Source organism: Chlamydia pneumoniae TW-183, from assembly GCF_000007205.1.
GTDB lineage: Bacteria > Chlamydiota > Chlamydiia > Chlamydiales > Chlamydiaceae > Chlamydia > Chlamydia pneumoniae.
In genome coordinates, this window is the sequence record NC_005043.1 from 24,209 (window position 1) to 43,433 (window position 19,225).

Genomic DNA, 19,225 nt, shown 5'->3' on the forward strand with positions numbered 1-19,225 from the left:
GAAGGGAAAAGAGCTTTTAAGATTTCTTGAAGGCTCTTTTCGATTTCGATTTCCATTTTAGTGTTTTGCTAAAACACTTTCTAATTTTTTTCTTTTGTTTTCTACATTGAAAAAAAGAGAGTTACGGCAGCTGTAAAGTTTTTAATATTGCTCCCTTTGTTCCATTTATGTAGCGTTCAGACTTTGCACTAAAACGAGGGTGTCATATGAGATCGTCTTTTTCCTTGTTATTAATATCTTCATCTCTAGCCTTTCCTCTCTTAATGAGTGTTTCTGCAGATGCTGCCGATCTCACATTAGGGAGTCGTGACAGTTATAATGGTGATACAAGCACCACAGAATTTACTCCTAAAGCGGCAACTTCTGATGCTAGTGGCACGACCTATATTCTCGATGGGGATGTCTCGATAAGCCAAGCAGGGAAACAAACGAGCTTAACCACAAGTTGTTTTTCTAACACTGCAGGAAATCTTACCTTCTTAGGGAACGGATTTTCTCTTCATTTTGACAATATTATTTCGTCTACTGTTGCAGGTGTTGTTGTTAGCAATACAGCAGCTTCTGGGATTACGAAATTCTCAGGATTTTCAACTCTTCGGATGCTTGCAGCTCCTAGGACCACAGGTAAAGGAGCCATTAAAATTACCGATGGTCTGGTGTTTGAGAGTATAGGGAATCTTGATCTTAATGAAAATGCCTCTAGTGAAAATGGGGGAGCCATCAATACGAAGACTTTGTCTTTGACTGGGAGTACGCGGTTTGTAGCGTTCCTTGGCAATAGCTCGTCGCAACAAGGGGGAGCGATCTATGCTTCTGGTGACTCTGTGATTTCTGAGAATGCAGGAATCTTGAGCTTCGGAAACAACAGTGCGACAACATCAGGAGGCGCGATCTCTGCTGAAGGGAACCTTGTGATCTCCAATAACCAAAATATCTTTTTCGATGGCTGCAAAGCAACTACAAATGGCGGAGCTATTGATTGTAACAAAGCAGGGGCGAACCCAGACCCTATCTTGACTCTTTCAGGAAATGAGAGCCTGCATTTTCTGAATAACACAGCAGGAAATAGTGGAGGTGCGATTTATACCAAAAAATTGGTGTTATCCTCAGGACGAGGAGGAGTGTTATTTTCTAACAACAAAGCTGCGAATGCTACTCCTAAAGGAGGGGCAATTGCGATTCTAGATTCTGGAGAGATTAGCATTTCTGCAGATCTCGGCAATATCATTTTCGAGGGCAATACTACGAGCACTACAGGAAGTCCTGCGAGTGTGACCAGAAATGCTATAGATCTTGCATCGAATGCAAAATTTTTAAATCTCCGAGCGACTCGGGGAAATAAAGTTATTTTCTATGATCCTATCACGAGCTCAGGAGCTACTGATAAGCTCTCTTTGAATAAAGCTGACGCAGGATCTGGAAATACCTATGAAGGCTACATCGTTTTCTCTGGAGAGAAACTCTCAGAAGAGGAACTTAAGAAACCTGACAATCTGAAGTCTACATTTACACAGGCTGTAGAGCTTGCTGCAGGTGCCTTAGTATTGAAAGATGGAGTGACTGTAGTTGCAAATACTATAACGCAGGTCGAGGGATCGAAAGTCGTTATGGATGGAGGGACTACTTTTGAGGCAAGCGCTGAGGGGGTCACTCTCAATGGCCTAGCCATTAATATAGATTCCTTAGATGGGACAAATAAAGCTATCATTAAGGCGACGGCAGCAAGTAAGGATGTTGCCTTATCAGGGCCTATCATGCTTGTAGATGCTCAGGGGAACTATTATGAGCATCATAATCTCAGTCAACAGCAGGTCTTTCCTTTAATAGAGCTTTCTGCACAAGGAACGATGACTACTACAGATATCCCCGATACCCCAATTCTAAATACTACGAATCACTATGGGTATCAAGGGAACTGGAATAATTGTTTGGGTCGACGATGCAACTGCAAAAACAAAAAATGCTACCTTAACTTGGACTAAAACAGGATACAAGCCGAATCCAGAACGTCAGGGACCTTTGGTTCCTAATAGCCTGTGGGGTTCTTTTGTCGATGTCCGCTCCATTCAGAGCCTTATGGACCGGAGCACAAGTTCGTTATCTTCGTCAACAAATTTGTGGGTATCAGGAATCGCGGACTTTTTGCATGAAGATCAGAAAGGAAACCAACGTAGTTATCGTCATTCTAGCGCGGGTTATGCATTAGGAGGAGGATTCTTCACGGCTTCTGAAAATTTCTTTAATTTTGCTTTTTGTCAGCTTTTTGGCTACGACAAGGACCATCTTGTGGCTAAGAACCATACCCATGTATATGCAGGGGCAATGAGTTACCGACACCTCGGAGAGTCTAAGACCCTCGCTAAGATTTTGTCAGGAAATTCTGACTCCCTACCTTTTGTCTTCAATGCTCGGTTTGCTTATGGCCATACCGACAATAACATGACCACAAAGTACACTGGCTATTCTCCTGTTAAGGGAAGCTGGGGAAATGATGCCTTCGGTATAGAATGTGGAGGAGCTATCCCGGTAGTTGCTTCAGGACGTCGGTCTTGGGTGGATACCCACACGCCATTTCTAAACCTAGAGATGATCTATGCACATCAGAATGACTTTAAGGAAAACGGCACAGAAGGCCGTTCTTTCCAAAGTGAAGACCTCTTCAATCTAGCGGTTCCTGTAGGGATAAAATTTGAGAAATTCTCCGATAAGCCTACGTATGATCTCTCCATAGCTTACGTTCCCGATGTGATTCGTAATGATCCAGGCTGCACGACAACTCTTATGGTTTCTGGGGATTCTTGGTCGACATGTGGTACAAGCTTGTCTAGACAAGCTCTTCTTGTACGTGCTGGAAATCATCATGCCTTTGCTTCAAACTTTGAAGTTTTCAGTCAGTTTGAAGTCGAGTTGCGAGGTTCTTCTCGTAGCTATGCTATCGATCTTGGAGGAAGATTCGGATTTTAATCCTAAGTTTTCCAACGAGATAGCATCAGGGTAAGCCAGGGCTCTATGTAAGAGATTTCATAGAGCCCTCTCTTTGTCTTGCTTTTTGTATTTTATTTTTATATTTCGTGAATCCGTTGTTCCAATGTTCGAAAGGTATCCTAGATGAGATTGCTGTTGTCTTGTCCTATGCTTTTTATAGCTGCATGTGCCTCATTTTTTGGCTTTCAGGAAGAAATGCAAGGCAGAAATATACAATCTCTTGATGCAAATGCTTCTAGTCTAGGGGAACTTTTTTCTATTTCTACGAAGGGAGTGTCTTGTCTAGAACTCCATAGGGAGATCGCACGCTAAATATGAGAATATAATATGAAGACTTCAGTTTCTATGTTGTTGGCCCTGCTTTGCTCGGGGGCTAGCTCTATTGTACTCCATGCCGCAACCACTCCACTAAATCCTGAAGATGGGTTTATTGGGGAGGGCAATACAAATACTTTTTCTCCGAAATCTACAACGGATGCTGCAGGAACTACCTACTCTCTCACAGGAGAGGTTCTGTATATAGATCCGGGGAAAGGTGGTTCAATTACAGGAACTTGCTTTGTAGAAACTGCTGGCGATCTTACATTTTTAGGTAATGGAAATACCCTAAAGTTCCTGTCGGTAGATGCAGGTGCTAATATCGCGGTTGCTCATGTACAAGGAAGTAAGAATTTAAGCTTCACAGATTTCCTTTCTCTGGTGATCACAGAATCTCCAAAATCCGCTGTTACTACAGGAAAAGGTAGCCTAGTCAGTTTAGGTGCAGTCCAACTGCAAGATATAAACACTCTAGTTCTTACAAGCAATGCCTCTGTCGAAGATGGTGGCGTGATTAAAGGAAACTCCTGCTTGATTCAGGGAATCAAAAATAGTGCGATTTTTGGACAAAATACATCTTCGAAAAAAGGAGGGGCGATCTCCACGACTCAAGGACTTACCATAGAGAATAACTTAGGGACGCTAAAGTTCAATGAAAACAAAGCAGTGACCTCAGGAGGCGCCTTAGATTTAGGAGCCGCGTCTACATTCACTGCGAACCATGAGTTGATATTTTCACAAAATAAGACTTCTGGGAATGCTGCAAATGGCGGAGCCATAAATTGCTCAGGGGACCTTACATTTACTGATAACACTTCTTTGTTACTTCAAGAAAATAGCACAATGCAGGATGGTGGAGCTTTGTGTAGCACAGGAACCATAAGCATTACCGGTAGTGATTCTATCAATGTGATAGGAAATACTTCAGGACAAAAAGGAGGAGCGATTTCTGCAGCTTCTCTCAAGATTTTGGGAGGGCAGGGAGGCGCTCTCTTTTCTAATAACGTAGTGACTCATGCCACCCCTCTAGGAGGTGCCATTTTTATCAACACAGGAGGATCCTTGCAGCTCTTCACTCAAGGAGGGGATATCGTATTCGAGGGGAATCAGGTCACTACAACAGCTCCAAATGCTACCACTAAGAGAAATGTAATTCACCTCGAGAGCACCGCGAAGTGGACGGGACTTGCTGCAAGTCAAGGTAACGCTATCTATTTCTATGATCCCATTACCACCAACGATACGGGAGCAAGCGATAACTTACGTATCAATGAGGTCAGTGCAAATCAAAAGCTCTCGGGATCTATAGTATTTTCTGGAGAGAGATTGTCGACAGCAGAAGCTATAGCTGAAAATCTTACTTCGAGGATCAACCAGCCTGTCACTTTAGTAGAGGGGAGCTTAGTACTTAAACAGGGAGTGACCTTGATCACACAGGGATTCTCGCAGGAGCCAGAATCCACGCTTCTTTTGGATCTGGGGACCTCATTATAAGCTTCTACAGAAGATATTGTCATCACAAATTTATCTATAAATGCCGATACCATTTACGGAAAGAATCCTATCAATATTGTAGCTTCAGCAGCGAATAAGAACATTACCCTAACAGGAACCTTAGCACTTGTAAATGCAGATGGAGCTTTCTATGAGAACCATACCTTGCAAGACTCTCAAGACTATAGCTTTGTAAAGTTATCTCCAGGAGCGGGAGGGACTATAATTACTCAAGATGCTTCTCAGAAGCCTCTTGAAGTAGCTCCTTCTAGACCACATTATGGCTATCAAGGACATTGGAATGTGCAAGTCATCCCAGGAACGGGAACTCAACCGAGCCAGGCAAATTTAGAATGGGTGCGGACAGGATACCTTCCGAATCCCGAACGGCAAGGATCTTTAGTTCCCAATAGCCTGTGGGGTTCTTTTGTTGATCAGCGTGCTATCCAAGAAATCATGGTAAATAGTAGCCAAATCTTATGTCAGGAACGGGGAGTCTGGGGAGCTGGAATTGCTAATTTCCTACATAGAGATAAAATTAATGAGCACGGCTATCGCCATAGCGGTGTCGGTTATCTTGTGGGAGTTGGCACTCATGCTTTTTCTGATGCTACGATAAATGCGGCTTTTTGCCAGCTCTTCAGTAGAGATAAAGACTACGTAGTATCCAAAAATCATGGAACTAGCTACTCAGGGGTCGTATTTCTTGAGGATACCCTAGAGTTTAGAAGTCCACAGGGATTCTATACTGATAGCTCCTCAGAAGCTTGCTGTAACCAAGTCGTCACTATAGATATGCAGTTGTCTTACAGCCATAGAAATAATGATATGAAAACCAAATACACGACATATCCAGAAGCTCAGGGATCTTGGGCAAATGATGTTTTTGGTCTTGAGTTTGGAGCGACTACATACTACTACCCTAACAGTACTTTTTTATTTGATTACTACTCTCCGTTTCTCAGGCTGCAGTGCATCTATGCTCACCAGGAAGACTTCAAAGAGACAGGAGGTGAGGTTCGTCACTTTACTAGCGGAGATCTTTTCAATTTAGCAGTTCCTATTGGCGTGAAGTTTGAGAGATTTTCAGACTGTAAAAGGGGATCTTATGAACTTACCTTTGCTTATGTTCCTGATGTGATTCGCAAAGATCCCAAGAGCACGGCAACATTGGCTAGTGGAGCTACGTGGAGCACCCACGGAAACAATCTCTCCAGACAAGGATTACAACTGCGTTTAGGGAACCACTGTCTCATAAATCCTGGAATTGAGGTGTTCAGTCACGGAGCTATTGAATTGCGGGGATCCTCTCGTAATTATAACATCAATCTCGGGGGTAAATACCGATTTTAATAGGGAACTGAGAGTTCCTTATTGTAGAGAGTATTTACAAGGATTTTGAGACGAAAGAGATTTCTTGTTGTAGGTATCTCTCCACAGGGTCTAGTTCAATTTCTATAGTTCATGGGGTTTCTTTTTTTATAAAGAAGAAACCCCATGTCTGACGAGACCTCACCTGGATCTATTGCATTCTCTATGGTAAGGGATCCATGACTTGACACAGGAGGTTCATTCTCATGTCTAAGTCAGAGGTTAGAAGGGAGGTTTTTTAGGTTTGTCGAGCTTTAAGAAGAAGAAAAATCGACTATCTGCTTCTCGGCGTTCATACACCCCATAGAGCTGCCAATGTTCGAAGATCTTCGTCCCTAGAATCATCTGGTATTCTAGGTAGTTCGGAGTGTCCTGGCGATGCCAGCCATAGCGTAAGGATAAGCGGTAATTCCAACAGGGATGAGGTCGTACAAATAATTTCCCTAAAATGAGATTCCTATGATCAGAGAGAGGGGAGTCTAAAAGCTGGTCAATGGGACGGCTGACATCTAAAATGAAGTTCTCCCTGTCACACTTAATCAGGCTGTATTTGCTTCTATGCAGGGATTCTAGAGTCATAGCCACATTGTCATTTCCGATCCACTCCCAACGTATGTTCATGTGATCCCAACAGTGCTTTTTCCAAATCCATTCAGCATCTAAGGAGACTGTATTTTTCTTTCCAAAAGGTAGAGATAGCTCGCATGCAGTTTTGGGAAACGTGGGTTTGCTTTCTGTATTGCTCAAGATGTGGGTAGTCCACAGCTTCGCATGGATTCTCGGGAATCGAGGGTTAGTCTTACTCAGTACCGAGGTATCTATACCCGCTTTCAGAAGGTTTAAGGAGTGAAAGGCATCTTGAATAGAAAAGATATAATGATCTTCATTCTTAGCTAGAGGACGAGTCTCTGTAATGAAGGTAACGAACGGCTCTATAATATGGCGTCTTTGAATGTAGGACTTATGTAATAGAAAGCGATAATCAAGTTGTAGCTTCGCGGAAAGCTGACTATGGCGCGAGGAGATCTCAGGAACATCGCTATAGTAAATCAGAGAACTCCCTAGGGTGGAGGAGAGCGTTCCTATAGGTAGAGGCACAGTTTTATGGAGCTTAGGGCGCGCAGCAAGACGTAGTGAAGAGAAATTCTCGCCAACGATATGATCGCTAAAAGCAAAGTTTAAATACCCACATTCTACGATGTTTTCAAGGTACACTCCCGTATTATAAATAGAAATCGGGTACTGCCTTAATGTTAAATAAGGGAGCTCTTGGTTGGCATTTTGGAAAGAGTTTACCTTAACAGAAGAGGTGAGATACCCTTCAAAATAGTTGTCATTCCAAGTGCAATCGACACGTGTGGGGCCTGTATTTTTCAACATGAAGTTGTTGGGGAAAATGTCAGCAACAGTTTCCCAACTATCGCTGAGATGGTATTCTCCAGAAAAATTTACATGCTTATGCGTGAAGCAGAAATCTCCGTGTAGGCGATAGCGATCATGAGCTTCTGCCATATCGATAGCAAGGCGGTGGGCATAATAGCTTTTCATATTGAAGACATTCTCAGGAACCTGCTTCTGAGAACAATGGAGGTTGAATCCCATGCCGACGCCATGCTTGAAAAAGCTATCCAAGAAAAATGTCGAGGAGAAATGCTTCCTAGAAATCGGCGAGTAGCTCATCCCCAAATAGGATCCCAGAAATCCTCCTGTTCCTCCTCGAAAGTTTATCGGAGGCTTAGGGATCTCCATAGGCATGATAGAAAATGGAGGTAAGAAAAGTATCGGAATGCGACACACCCTTAATGTTGTCTTCCCTATAGAAAGAAGACTATCTGAAGAATATTCCAGGTAATCTCCGGAGAGGCACAGGTCTTTTTTGGGACCCTCGGAGGTAGAGATATATCCCTTCCGAATGACTATGGTTTCTGGGGTTAGAGTGATCATAGACCCCCCTAGAAACCAAGGATACATCGCGAATCTTCCATTAGTAAGAAGACAAGAGTCTGTATCTTCGTAATACTCTAGGTAATCACAAACTAGGGTTTTTGCCCTATAGTTCACCATAACATTGCCATGTGCGACAAGCTTCAGGCTTTGACCCACAGTATTTTCTACATACACTTTATTGGCTTGTATCCGCAGGTTGTTATGGATATTCAATACCCCATCTTCGATGGTCACAATCCCAGAAACACTCTTAAAGTGACTAAGATAGGAGTTTTTCTTTTTCACAGCCTCTTGATGAGTCAAAGCATCAGCTGAGGAACCCATAAGAACAAAGGAAGCTAGAAATAAGAAGCAACGTTTCATAAGACGTAGGTTGGGGTTACTCCACAATTTTTATGAGTAAGCCTGCAAGGACTGGGAAATTTTTTGCATCTCCTTCCGTCATCAGTTGTATCAATAAACGGATATCTTCGGAAGACTTCGAGGTGGCTAGTGTCTCTAGAATATCCAACATGAGCTTCGTACGGCTTTCTGGGGTGACCTGATAACGTAGATAGGGCATGCTGGGATGGGGTCTTTGGTTTTCCGTGTCCACAAATAACAAGGTTTCCTGAATTAGCTTTTTTGCATAATCATGGAGAGAACGTTTTTTTTCAGGATCTTTGGTGAGATTATAAATAGCAAGATCTGCATAGGCGCGGATGATAGGTTCTCCAGGAAGCTTCGCAGCTTGGAAAAGTAGATCTAAGGCTTCCTGATGTGAGGTGTGACTTAAAAAAGAAATCGCAGTAGTGGCAAGCTGAGTTTTCTGACTCGCCAAAAGCTTATAAATACAGGGGAGGTAAGCTTCTTTAGGTAGGCGGAAGAGAAACGTAAGGATCTGCTCTTCAAGACCTCGGGTTGTGGAGAGCAACCTTTCCCTCTCCTGGGGATCTTGAGGGACTATGATGTTCACCCGCTTCCAATTTTGTAAAGTACGCCCCTTAGAGAAACTCAAGGCTAGAGTCTCATTATAATGTGGTTGGACAAGCCTTTCGGTAATGTATTCCAGTAGTTTAGGGGTGTCACACCCTAACTCTAAGAGAGCTAAAGCTACATTCAACTTGGCTTCGCTGTTCTTAGTTTTTAGGAATATCGGCAGGGCAATCGGAATCCCTATCTCAGAGGGTAGATGCCGTAAGGCATACAGGGCTCGAGGCCGCTCCTCAAGTGCTTGCTTTTTTATCACGGGAAGAGCGTCCTCTTCTTTCCCCAAAGCAATTAAAGCTTGAGCTGCTGCTAAAGTGACATCCACATCAGGCTTCTGCAATTGCTTTTTTATATTGTAGTAGCTCTGACCATCCTTAAGCTTCCCTAAAGCATAAAGAATAGCTTCTTGATCTTGAGGAGACGCACTCGTTAGCAAATTCCTAAGTGTCGGAAGAAAGCGTTTTTGTTGGTATTCTCCGATCTGCAAAGCTGTGGCACTCCGAATCGCGCTTTTCTTGGCAGCTAAGAGATCCCGAATATAAGCATCAGATTCTTCAGTCTCCAAGCGTAGGAATATTGCCGCAGATAGGCATTGGATTTCTTCGGGAAGCTTATGAATGAAAGAATGTAGATGATCAATGACTTTAGTGTTCTTCAAATTAGCAAGTCTATAGGCGGCTTCTAAGCGGATGACAGGATAGGGAGATGCTAAAGCTTTAAACAGTAAGTCGTCAGAAGTTTTCCCAAGATGTCCTGAGACTGCCGATAAAACCAGTAGCTGCTGCAGGGGGTCTGCAGTTTCCATAGCTTGGGAGAGCACGTCCAAGGCTTCTGAAGATCCCGCCAGGCCTGCTCCAATGACGGTGCTTTTTCTAGTTTGCGGATCTGAGGAGTGGATGCTTTGCTTGAGATAGTCTTCTCCGATTTTTCTTAAAACGAAGAAGTCATGATCACCGTAGGCATCTAGAGCTTCCAGATATGTTGCTAAGGCCTGCTGTGTAGATTGCGTACTTATATAAAGGATCTTATGACCTACAGACTCAGGGAATTTAGCAACAAGAGAAATGGGAAGACTACACAATAAAAGTCCAAAGAGAGTTAGATGGAATAGTCCCATAGATCGATGTTCAACTCCTCTAGCAAGTATTTCAATGTTTGGATAGGGAGACCTTGAACATTATAAACACATCCATGGACCTTTTTCAAAATCAAGCCACCATGGCAAACGTCATAAGCGCCACAATTATTTAATGTTCCTACAGTGTCGATATAAGACTCTATGCGGTGATCAGGAATCATAGTAAGTGAAATCTGAGAAGTCTCTGACCCTGTGAGGAGTTTTCCCTTATGTAATACGGCAATACTCGTGACCACATCATGCGTCTGATTCCTCAAGGTCTTTAACATCTGGATAGCGTCTGCTTTGTCTTGAGGTTTTGTGAAAATACGGCCATCGTAAGAAACAATAGTATCGCCAGTGAGGATAATACAGTCACAAGGCGAATGTAGCTCAGAAACTGCATAGGCCTTTTGTGCGGCAAGTTCTTGTGTATAGGCTATAGGATCCCCAGAGTAGCTGACTTTACTCTCATCAAAATTTGAAGGAATGACAGTAAAGGGAACACGAAATTTTTCTAAAATAAATTTTCTTCTTGGCGAAGAAGACCCTAAAACTAAAGGAAGGGACATAGAATAAAAGCTCCTCGTGTTAGATACATTACAACAATTGCTTATGACCTGCAGTATAGTCTACCATAGTTCCATCGAAGAATGTAATCTTATCTTTATCAAAGATCAATAACTTCGTAGCACAATCTTGAATCAGTCCTCTGTCGTGAGAGACAAAAATCGCTGTGCCCTTATAGTCATTGATAGCCCAAGAAAGAGCAGACACAGACTCTAAGTCTAAGTGGTTGTTCGCTTCATCAAGGATAAGGACATTATGGTTTTCTAGCATCATCCCCGCCATGAGAAGACGAGCTGTTTCTCCTCCAGATAATGCTTGGATTTGCTTGAAAGCATCATCGCCTCCAAAAAGCATTTTCCCTAACACACTGCGGATTTCTTGATCGTTAATTCCGGTTTTGCGATTGCGTAGCCACTCAAATAGCGTTTCTTGACCACAATCAGCTAGAACATCGCTGTGGTTTTGAGGAAAATATGAACAGATAGCTTGATGGCCTAACTTGATACTTCCTGAAGAAGGAGCCTCAACACCTGCAAGTAACTTCATTAATGTAGTTTTACCCAATCCATTGTTCCCGATAATACCAAGCTTGTCTCCTTGATAAATCTCTAAAGAAAAAGGATGGATTACCTGATGATCCCCATAATCCTTTGTAATCGCTTCTAAAGACAAAACGACTTTCCCTGAGGATTTGTCAGATAGGGGGAAACGAATGTAAGGACGTTGGATATTGGATTTTTTTAATTCTTGTGGCTGAAGCTTCTTAATCTCTCTTAATCGAGACTGCACTTGACTCGCTCGTGATCCCGCACCAAATTTAGCAACAAATTCCTTAAGCTGAGAAATTTTCTTTTCCTTAGATTTGATGTCGGCCTTTTCTTGCTCGCGAGACGCGGTTTTCATCTCTACCATATCGTCATAGTTTCCAGGGTAGATAATGATCGTGTCGTAATCAATGTCAGCAATGTGAGTCGTAATTGTATTTAAGAAATGACGGTCGTGACTGACTACAATGACAGTGCCTTCATAATCTTTTAAAAAGTTTCCCAGCCAATTAATGGAATAGAGGTCCAAGTGGTTTGTTGGCTCATCAAGAAGAAGTGCTTCGGGGTGACCAAAGAGAGCCTGGCAAAGAAGAACTCGAAATTGTAGGTCTATGGGAATCATAGCCATTTTCTTATCAAACATCTCATTGGGGATGCCAATGCCTGTGAGGAGTTCTTCGGCTTCTGAATCTGCTCGGTACCCATTTTCCTCGCCGATGATCTCTTCAATTTCACCAAGCTCCATTCCAATGGCGTCAGTAAATTCTTGTAGATAGAGATTATCACGGCGTTGTAAAGCTTCCCAAAGACGAGTATTTCCCATAATGACACAATCTAAGACTGTTGTGTCGTGAAAGCTATCGATATTTTGACGCAGGATCCCCACTTTTTTAGGTAAGGAAATCGAACCTCTTGTAGGTTCTATCATTCCCATAATGATTTTTAAAAGGGTGGACTTTCCTGCGCCGTTAGGACCAGTAAGACCGTAGCAGTTCCCGGGGTTGAAAACGACGGAAACATCATCGAATAAAATTCGAGTGCCTAAAGATTTGCCAATTTTATCTAATACTATGCTCATAGCAGACAGCATAACAAAGTGCTGCTTAGAGTACAAGAGCTTTGCCCTGTTCTCTTAGGCATGGGGATGGGCTTCTTGGTGGGTCTGTTTTTTTAACTTTACAGAGACTTGCGTATAGACCGTTGTTGTCTCTAAAGAACTATGACCAAGAAGTGCTTGGATTGTTTTTAAATCCATACCACTCTCTAGCCAATGGGTGGCTATAGTGTGACGGATTGTATGGGGGGTGATGTGCCCTGAAAGTCCAGAACGTCGAAGATATTCTTGAAAACTTCTGTCAATAGATCGTGTTGAAATGCGCCTCCCAAAGCGATTGAGAAAGATGGCTTGAGGATCCTTTTCCAAACGCTTTCTATCCGGATGGTTCAGGTAGATTTGGATCCATTGTATGGCATTCGATGTCACGGGAATAATCCTTTCTTTTTTCCCTTTCCCACGGATGCGAATCAGATGAGTACTCAAATCAAAGTCCTGTTTATTAACAGCGACAATCTCACTAATCCTCAAACCCGAACTATAGAACAGCTCCATGAGACAGCGATCACGAAGTCCGTGATATTTAGAAATGTCAGGAGTCGCCATCAGCACTTCAACTTGCGCATAGGTCATCGGGGAAGGCAGCTCCTTAGGAAGACGAGGTCCGTGGATAGTTTCCGCAGGATTTTCCAAAAGAATCTTTTGAATAACACAGTAATGGGCAAAGCTTTTAATGGAAGAGAGGCAACGCTTAATTGTTCTCTTAGCTTTGCCATTTTCTATCAGTTTCGCGATGTACATGCGTACATGCTCTTTGGTGAATAAGGAAAAAGGAAGTTCAGAGACTTTGCGCTTCTCTGTGGCTAACTGTAAAGGAGAAGAAGGAGCGAGGTTACCACGTTCCTCTAAAAAAATTTTCAATCCATTAAGATCTAGACAATAATTTCTTAATGTATGCGGAGAGGCACTTTTTACCATTTTCAAATAGTCTAAGAACGAATAGATAGAGGCAATCATAACTTCTCTTTACCTTACAATAAAGATCGTAAAAAGACTTCCTCTTAGCTTTAGGAAGGCTAGCTTCTTACTATTCTTTCCGAGCTATTTATTTAGAAGAGGATTTTTCGGAAAGGGGTAGCTGCGATATTCTTGTGCTACGGACACATTAGGAAATACTGCCGAGGCTTCTTTATAAAAATCATCCAGATTTAAGTAACGTGCCGAGAAGTGTGTGAGAATAAGCTTTTGTGTTGCGGCACGTTTCGCAAGAGTCGCCGCTTGTTTTGCAGTCATATGAAAATGGCTCTCAGCAAGATGGCGGTGCTGTTCGAGGTAGGTGCTTTCACACAACATCATGCAGCTATTTTTTGCGAGATCTATAGCAGCTTGGCAAGGCAAAGTATCCGCAATAATCGCAATGCTATCCCCCTTGCGGACGTAGCTAACATCACTAAGATATACCGTAGAACCGCCTATCGAAATTTCTTGGTCACGAATAAGATCTTGGATAATCAGACCACGAATGCCTCGAGATTCCAGCTCTTTAGGAAGAAATTTTATAGTGTCTGGTTCCGTGATTCTCCATCCTAAAGTGTCTACTTGGTGTTGGAGTCGCTGTGCTTCAATACGAAAACTACCAAAATCTTCGACAATTCCTTCCTCAGAGATTGGATGCTCCACCACCTGGATGGTTTCGTGATAAATTGTTCCATAACGTAAGCGGTCAAAGTATTTTTTCCCTGAAGCAGGATAGTAGCAATGGATAGGGTGCGAAACCTTGTCCAAGTTAAGACGCATCAACATGGAGCCTAGACCCAAACAATGATCTCCATGGAAATGACTCACAAAAATTCTATTGACTGTTGTAGGAGCAATATTTGCAAAGATGAATTGCCTTTGAGTGCCTTCACCAGGATCAAAAAGTAGACCCTCACCATTCCAGCGAAATAGGTAGGCTCCTTGATTGCGTGTTCGTGTAGGCTGTTGGCTCGAGCACCCTAAAATAATTAACTCTCTAGAACTCATAAGGATTTACTTTAAGAAAAAGTCACAGAATAAACTAAGTGAAATTATATACGCCACTACAACTTTTGAATGACAACTTTTTTATCATTTAAAATTTTGTTTTTCTTATAACTCCTGCATTGTTGTCTTCATATTTATAGGAATCGCAAGATAGTTATGGGTCTGTCGGTTGCTTGCAGAACCAAGGGAGTATCGCTTTCCGTTGTACGGGTGGAGGAGATGAAGAATCAGAACTCTCATTGCCTGATGATTGATGTTCTAGATCTTCTATAGGGAGGGGGACGGTTTTTTTCAATAGCACAGGTTTTCTTTTTTTCGACGGAACCATGGGTTTTGGTGCTGATCTCTTATGTATGCTACTTGTCGTTCTATGTAAGGAGTGTTTAGTTTTCTTCTTCTTCTTTGAGCTTTCTGTTGTTGAAGTTTTAGACTCTTTTGTAGTTGCCGTATGAGGTGCTTTTCCCTTGGCTTTGCGATGGAGTTCAGGGGAAGATTCATCAGAGGATTCAATTTCAGAAGAACGCTTGCTTTGCCTAGGTGAATGGTGTTCATCAGAGATGTGAGGACTCTCTTCACCACTTTTGAATTTGTTTGTTACATAGTTGACGCCTTTTTCTAATTGCGTTCTTATGAAGTTTTTTGGTTCGTGGTCATGATGTGGGGAGAGTTGCGGGCTCCCTTTTCTAGACGCAGATTTTGTAGGTTGTGATTCAGAGGCATCTTTTGGGGCAATTTCTTTTGTTTTTTTTGTGGATATCCAATTAATGAGACACGGATTGAAAATACTCAAGAGCACTAGAAGTGCCAATGAGCTTAAACAAAGAGGAATTCCTACAGAGGGAATAAACATGCATAGCATAGCTCCAACAAGAACTACGACGACGAGAACGCATATAATGATTAGGTAAGCAATGTTGCAAATGTCTCGAATCGATTTGGAAGGAGCCGCTTGTTTGATCGGTTGAGGTTTATGGAAATACGAAGTCACTGAGTTGCGCAGGCTAGGAATAAGATGGGACATAGCAAAGTTAGATTAAAGCTCTCTGAAAAGAACAGCTTATGTATTCAAGGTCTGTTTGTAAATATACAGACTTTTTTATACGCATTAAATCTACCTTAATGCGTATAAAAATAGTGATTCTCAAGAGAACAAGGGTTCAACTTGGCTTTCTATTTTAGCTTGGGAAAAGCAACTTTGAGAACATCATCATAGTGTGAAACAAAATGTATTTTCAACCCTGTTTTCAGATATGCAGGAAGCTCTTCATAGTCTCTACGGTTGTCTTCAGGGAAAATCAAGATGTTCAATCGTGATCTTCGAGCTGCAATCAGTTTCTCTCGAATGCCTCCTACACCTAAAACACGACCTGTAAGAGTAATTTCTCCAGTCATTCCCAAATTATTCACTACCGGAGTTTCCAACAGCAACGAAAGGAGAGAGGTCACCATAGTAATTCCTGCAGAAGGACCGTCTTTAGGGGTGGCTCCCTCAGGAATGTGGATATGTACTTGAGACTTTGGAAAGAACGTATAGCCTGGGGCATACCGATGGAGAGCACTGTGAAGGTAGGTCCAAGCAATCTGAGAAGACTCCTTCATTACTTCCCCAGCCTGACCTGTAAGGTGCATGTCTGTTTTGAGTGAGGACACCTGTACACTTTCTATATATAACGTTGCTCCACCTAAAGAGGTCCAGGCAAGTCCTGTGGCCACTCCTACAGGAGTGGATTCATAGAAGCGATCGCTAGAAAATATCGGTTTCCCTAAGTAGGTCTGCAGATTTTTCGAAGAGATTTTAAAAGTAATCTTCTTAGATTTGGGTTTTTCTTGATTTTGAACAATCTTTAAAGCAACTTTCCTCAATACTTTTTTGATATTCCCATTAAGAGTACGTACCCCAGCTTCTCGTGCATAGTTATTGATCATGTACTTTAAAGCTTCAGGTTGGAAATTCACTTCGCTTGCTGTTAAACCGATTTCTTTGCGAGCTTTGGGAACTAGATACTTTTTAGCAATTTGAAGTTTCTCTTCTAAAATGTAGCCAGAAAGTCGGAGAATCTCCATGCGATCTAAAAGAGGATCCGGAATGGTATCTAGAACATTGGCAGTTAAAATGAATAGTACATTGGATAGATCAACACGTACGTCTAAATAATGATCAAGAAAATCTTTGTTTTGCTCAGGATCTAAAACCTCTAATAAGGCAGAGGCAGGATCTCCATGATAACTCGCACCAATTTTATCTACCTCATCAATCATAATCACAGGATTCATAGCTTGGCTTTGCTTGAGCGCCTGGACCATTTTTCCTGGCATTGCCCCAATATAGGTGCGGCGATGCCCCTTGATCTCGGCCTCATCACGCATGCCTCCTACTGAGAAACGGAAGAACTTTCTATGCAGGACTTTAGCAATGCTGCGCCCTATGCTTGTTTTCCCAACTCCTGGAGGGCCTACAAGACAGATGATACTTCCTTTTAATCCTTTGGAAAGCTTACCTACACTGATTAACTCGAGAATGCGTTGTTTAATCTCATCAAGGCCATAGTGATCCTTGTTCAGGACGATTTCTGCTTTCTTTAAGTCATGGTATTCTTTACTTTGTATGCCCCAAGGAATGATTGTCAGCCAATCCAGGTAATTGCGGCATACGGTATATTCCGCCGAAGAAGTTTCTAAAGTCTGAAGTTTTTCAATTTCATCTTGAATCACTTCCATAGCATAATCAGGAACATGGCGTTTTCTTAGCCTTTCCGAAAACTTCTCTATATCAATAGCGCGGTCTTCTTTCTCTAACCCCAGTTCTTTTTTAATCGTTTTTAACTGCTCTTTTAAGAAGAATTCCTTTTGGCTTTTTGTAATCGTAGCTTCAATTTTTTGATTAATGCTGCTCTGGAGGCGGCTTAAGTCTAATTCCTTTTTTAGTAAGATCAGTGCCTTATCAATGCGATCATGCATGTTGGTGGTCTCTAAGACCTCTTGGAGCTCTTCCCGAGTTGCTGTTGTTAAAGCAACAGAGAAATCCGCAAGCTTGCCTGGTTCAGTAAAATCCGAATGACCAAGAAAAATTTGTAGTTCTTCTTTAAAGAGAGGATTTAGTTTTAAAAGGTCTTTGATGACAGAGACAATACTAATAGAGTACGCTTTTAGCTCTTCTGTAAGCTCTTTATTGTCCGCATGATAGGAAACTCGAGCTTTAAGATATTTGTCTTTAATGGGTTCTATAATCCGAATACGCTCTTCAATGCTTAAAAGAACTTGAGCACTGCCACCCTCGATTGGCATGATACGGAGGATTCTTGCGGCAACTCCAGTTTTATGCAGCTGGTTGAAGCTCACTTTTAAAATATCGGCGTTCTCTTTTTTGGTTAAGACAAGACCAATATATTTTTGAGACGACTTCGCTAAAACCTTTAATACTTCATAATAAGGACCTGACTCAATAAGAATGGGAGCCGCCATTCCGGGGAAAAAAGGTCGTTTATTTAATGGCAGGATAAATAACTCAGAAGGCAGCAAACGCTCCGTAGACTGATCTTCGGATTCCTCTTCAGATTCATCTAAAAGCTTTTCAACATCTTCTGGATTTGGATCTAAGATGGGGGAGTCGCTATTGGTTGTAGAGTCCACAATTGTCCTTATGCTCGGCTATATTTGTCTGTCGCTCCAGTAAATACGGCTCTTTTTCTCTAGGGTAAAAAGAGGGAGCGATTTTAAAAGATTGCATATTTCGCTATACTACAAAATAGATGCAATTAGCGCATATATACAACTTCTAAAAAATATCTAGAAGGGATTAAAGATTAGGAAAGACTCGTGTTTAAGGCAAATCGTCTTTTTTTATTTTTTCAAAAAAAATAGTTTGTATCTACTGTTTAAAATTGCTCAGAGATAAGGGATTAAGAAAAACTCCATTGTTTTTGAGTTTTTTACTTTTATAGGGGGTAGATTTTCCAAGGGAAAAACGTCAGTAGTCCAAATCCAGCCTTTTTGTCCTTCGTTTGCATTGAAGGTAAATGCAGGGATCGGAAGACAAAAGAACACGCTTGCATTGTTTTTAATTTAACAGCCATTTCCTCTTGTTGTTCTTTATGATAATTAAGAGCCCGTTCCTCGCCTGAAATATTTGGAACAGATACCAAGGAATGAAAATAGAAGTTAGGGAGAAGGGAATTATAAGAGAAGCCAATATCTTGCTTTGGTGAAGGAGCTTGACCAAGATCTGTGATTTTAGTGAAAGAAAACCCTTCTTGTATAAGCTCGTTATAGGTTTTTCCAGAACGCACTAAAATGTGTAGCGCATGAATTTTCTTTAATGTTGTAGGAGATGGTAAAGGAAGACTGAGGTTTTCTTGGTCAGGTGTAAGTGTTTTTTTCAAATCCTCCTTCTTAACATCTAGGATTAGACCACGATACTTGAAGAATAAGATAATGCGTAAAACGATCTTAATAAAGAGAGCTAGAATCAGAGGAAGAATTAAAATATAGGAGAGAATTTTTATTATTTTTTCAGATTTCGAGATTGGGAGGGCATGATCAACAGATAGAAAGGTAGCTCCAGAAACTCCTGTGATGATAACAGAAGTGTCTCCTCCCAAATGTAAATAGTGTTCAACGATATTGGAACATTTTTCAATAATGCCAGAGCTTTTTCCTAAGTAAGGAAGAAAAGATAAGGACTGATCCGAGAAGACTATAGGATGAAAAAACTGAAGAAACATACGTTAGAATTTTTATTTTTTTTATATTATAACGTACTAGCCTTCAAAAAGTAACTATTCTTTATGGCTTAGTCTTGTTTCTCTCAGAATTTAGATAAACATAAAATTT

Annotated in this window: 13 protein-coding genes; 4 read left to right on the forward strand and 9 right to left on the reverse strand. The window is 41.6% G+C overall.

Going from position 1 to position 19,225, the window contains the following annotated elements:
- Positions 1–206: 206 nt before the first annotated feature.
- The 4 genes from CPB_RS05775 (at position 207) to CPB_RS00105 (ending at position 6,150) form a co-directional block, all read left to right on the forward strand.
- Positions 207–1,982 carry a Pmp family polymorphic membrane protein autotransporter adhesin gene (locus CPB_RS05775; RefSeq protein WP_011126044.1) on the forward strand — a complete coding sequence of 592 codons (1,776 nt, stop codon included), beginning with the start codon at positions 207–209 and terminating at the stop codon, positions 1,980–1,982.
- On the forward strand, positions 1,900–2,964 hold the full coding sequence (locus CPB_RS05780) for an autotransporter outer membrane beta-barrel domain-containing protein (RefSeq protein WP_011126045.1): 1,065 nt from the start codon (positions 1,900–1,902) through the stop codon (positions 2,962–2,964). The genes CPB_RS05775 and CPB_RS05780 overlap by 83 nt, the downstream gene beginning before the upstream one ends.
- 348 nt (positions 2,965–3,312) lie before the next feature.
- Positions 3,313–4,797, forward strand: coding sequence for a hypothetical protein (locus tag CPB_RS00100; protein WP_010895268.1), 1,485 nt, complete (start codon positions 3,313–3,315; stop codon positions 4,795–4,797).
- A 15-nt stretch (positions 4,798–4,812) separates the two neighbouring features.
- Positions 4,813–6,150 carry an autotransporter domain-containing protein gene (locus CPB_RS00105; RefSeq protein WP_011126046.1) on the forward strand — a complete coding sequence of 446 codons (1,338 nt, stop codon included), beginning with the start codon at positions 4,813–4,815 and terminating at the stop codon, positions 6,148–6,150.
- Positions 6,151–6,390: 240 nt separating this feature from the next.
- Here CPB_RS00105 and CPB_RS00110 read toward each other — a convergent pair whose 3' ends face one another.
- From CPB_RS00110 to CPB_RS00150, 9 genes are all read right to left on the reverse strand, one after another.
- Positions 6,391–8,478 carry a hypothetical protein gene (locus CPB_RS00110; protein WP_010882670.1) on the reverse strand — a complete coding sequence of 696 codons (2,088 nt, stop codon included), beginning with the start codon at positions 8,476–8,478 and terminating at the stop codon, positions 6,391–6,393.
- A gap of 16 nt (positions 8,479–8,494) precedes the next feature.
- Positions 8,495–10,201: a HEAT repeat domain-containing protein gene (locus tag CPB_RS00115; protein ID WP_011126047.1), complete on the reverse strand. Its 1,707-nt coding sequence runs from the start codon at positions 10,199–10,201 to the stop codon at positions 8,495–8,497.
- Positions 10,183–10,773: a Maf-like protein gene (locus tag CPB_RS00120; RefSeq protein WP_010882672.1), complete on the reverse strand. Its 591-nt coding sequence runs from the start codon at positions 10,771–10,773 to the stop codon at positions 10,183–10,185. The genes CPB_RS00115 and CPB_RS00120 overlap by 19 nt, the downstream gene beginning before the upstream one ends.
- Positions 10,774–10,801: 28 nt before the next feature.
- Complete coding sequence (locus CPB_RS00125; protein ID WP_010882673.1) at positions 10,802–12,394, reverse strand: ABC-F family ATP-binding cassette domain-containing protein; 1,593 nt, start codon at positions 12,392–12,394, stop codon at positions 10,802–10,804.
- Between the two features lie 54 nt (positions 12,395–12,448).
- A complete protein-coding gene (locus CPB_RS00130; protein WP_010882674.1) occupies positions 12,449–13,387 on the reverse strand; it encodes a tyrosine recombinase XerC in 939 nt (312 codons plus the stop codon).
- Between the two features lie 84 nt (positions 13,388–13,471).
- Complete coding sequence (locus CPB_RS00135) at positions 13,472–14,395, reverse strand: ribonuclease Z (protein WP_010882675.1); 924 nt, start codon at positions 14,393–14,395, stop codon at positions 13,472–13,474.
- A 154-nt stretch (positions 14,396–14,549) separates the two neighbouring features.
- The gene (locus CPB_RS00140; RefSeq protein WP_010882676.1) at positions 14,550–15,416 is read right to left on the reverse strand and encodes a hypothetical protein; all 867 of its coding nucleotides are present in this window, start codon (positions 15,414–15,416) and stop codon (positions 14,550–14,552) included.
- A 149-nt stretch (positions 15,417–15,565) separates the two neighbouring features.
- A complete protein-coding gene (lon, locus tag CPB_RS00145) occupies positions 15,566–18,025 on the reverse strand; it encodes an endopeptidase La (protein ID WP_010882677.1) in 2,460 nt (819 codons plus the stop codon).
- Between the two features lie 305 nt (positions 18,026–18,330).
- Entirely contained in the window at positions 18,331–19,116 is a 786-nt protein-coding gene (locus CPB_RS00150) for a DUF648 domain-containing protein (protein ID WP_010882678.1), read from the reverse strand.
- Positions 19,117–19,225: the final 109 nt, after the last annotated feature.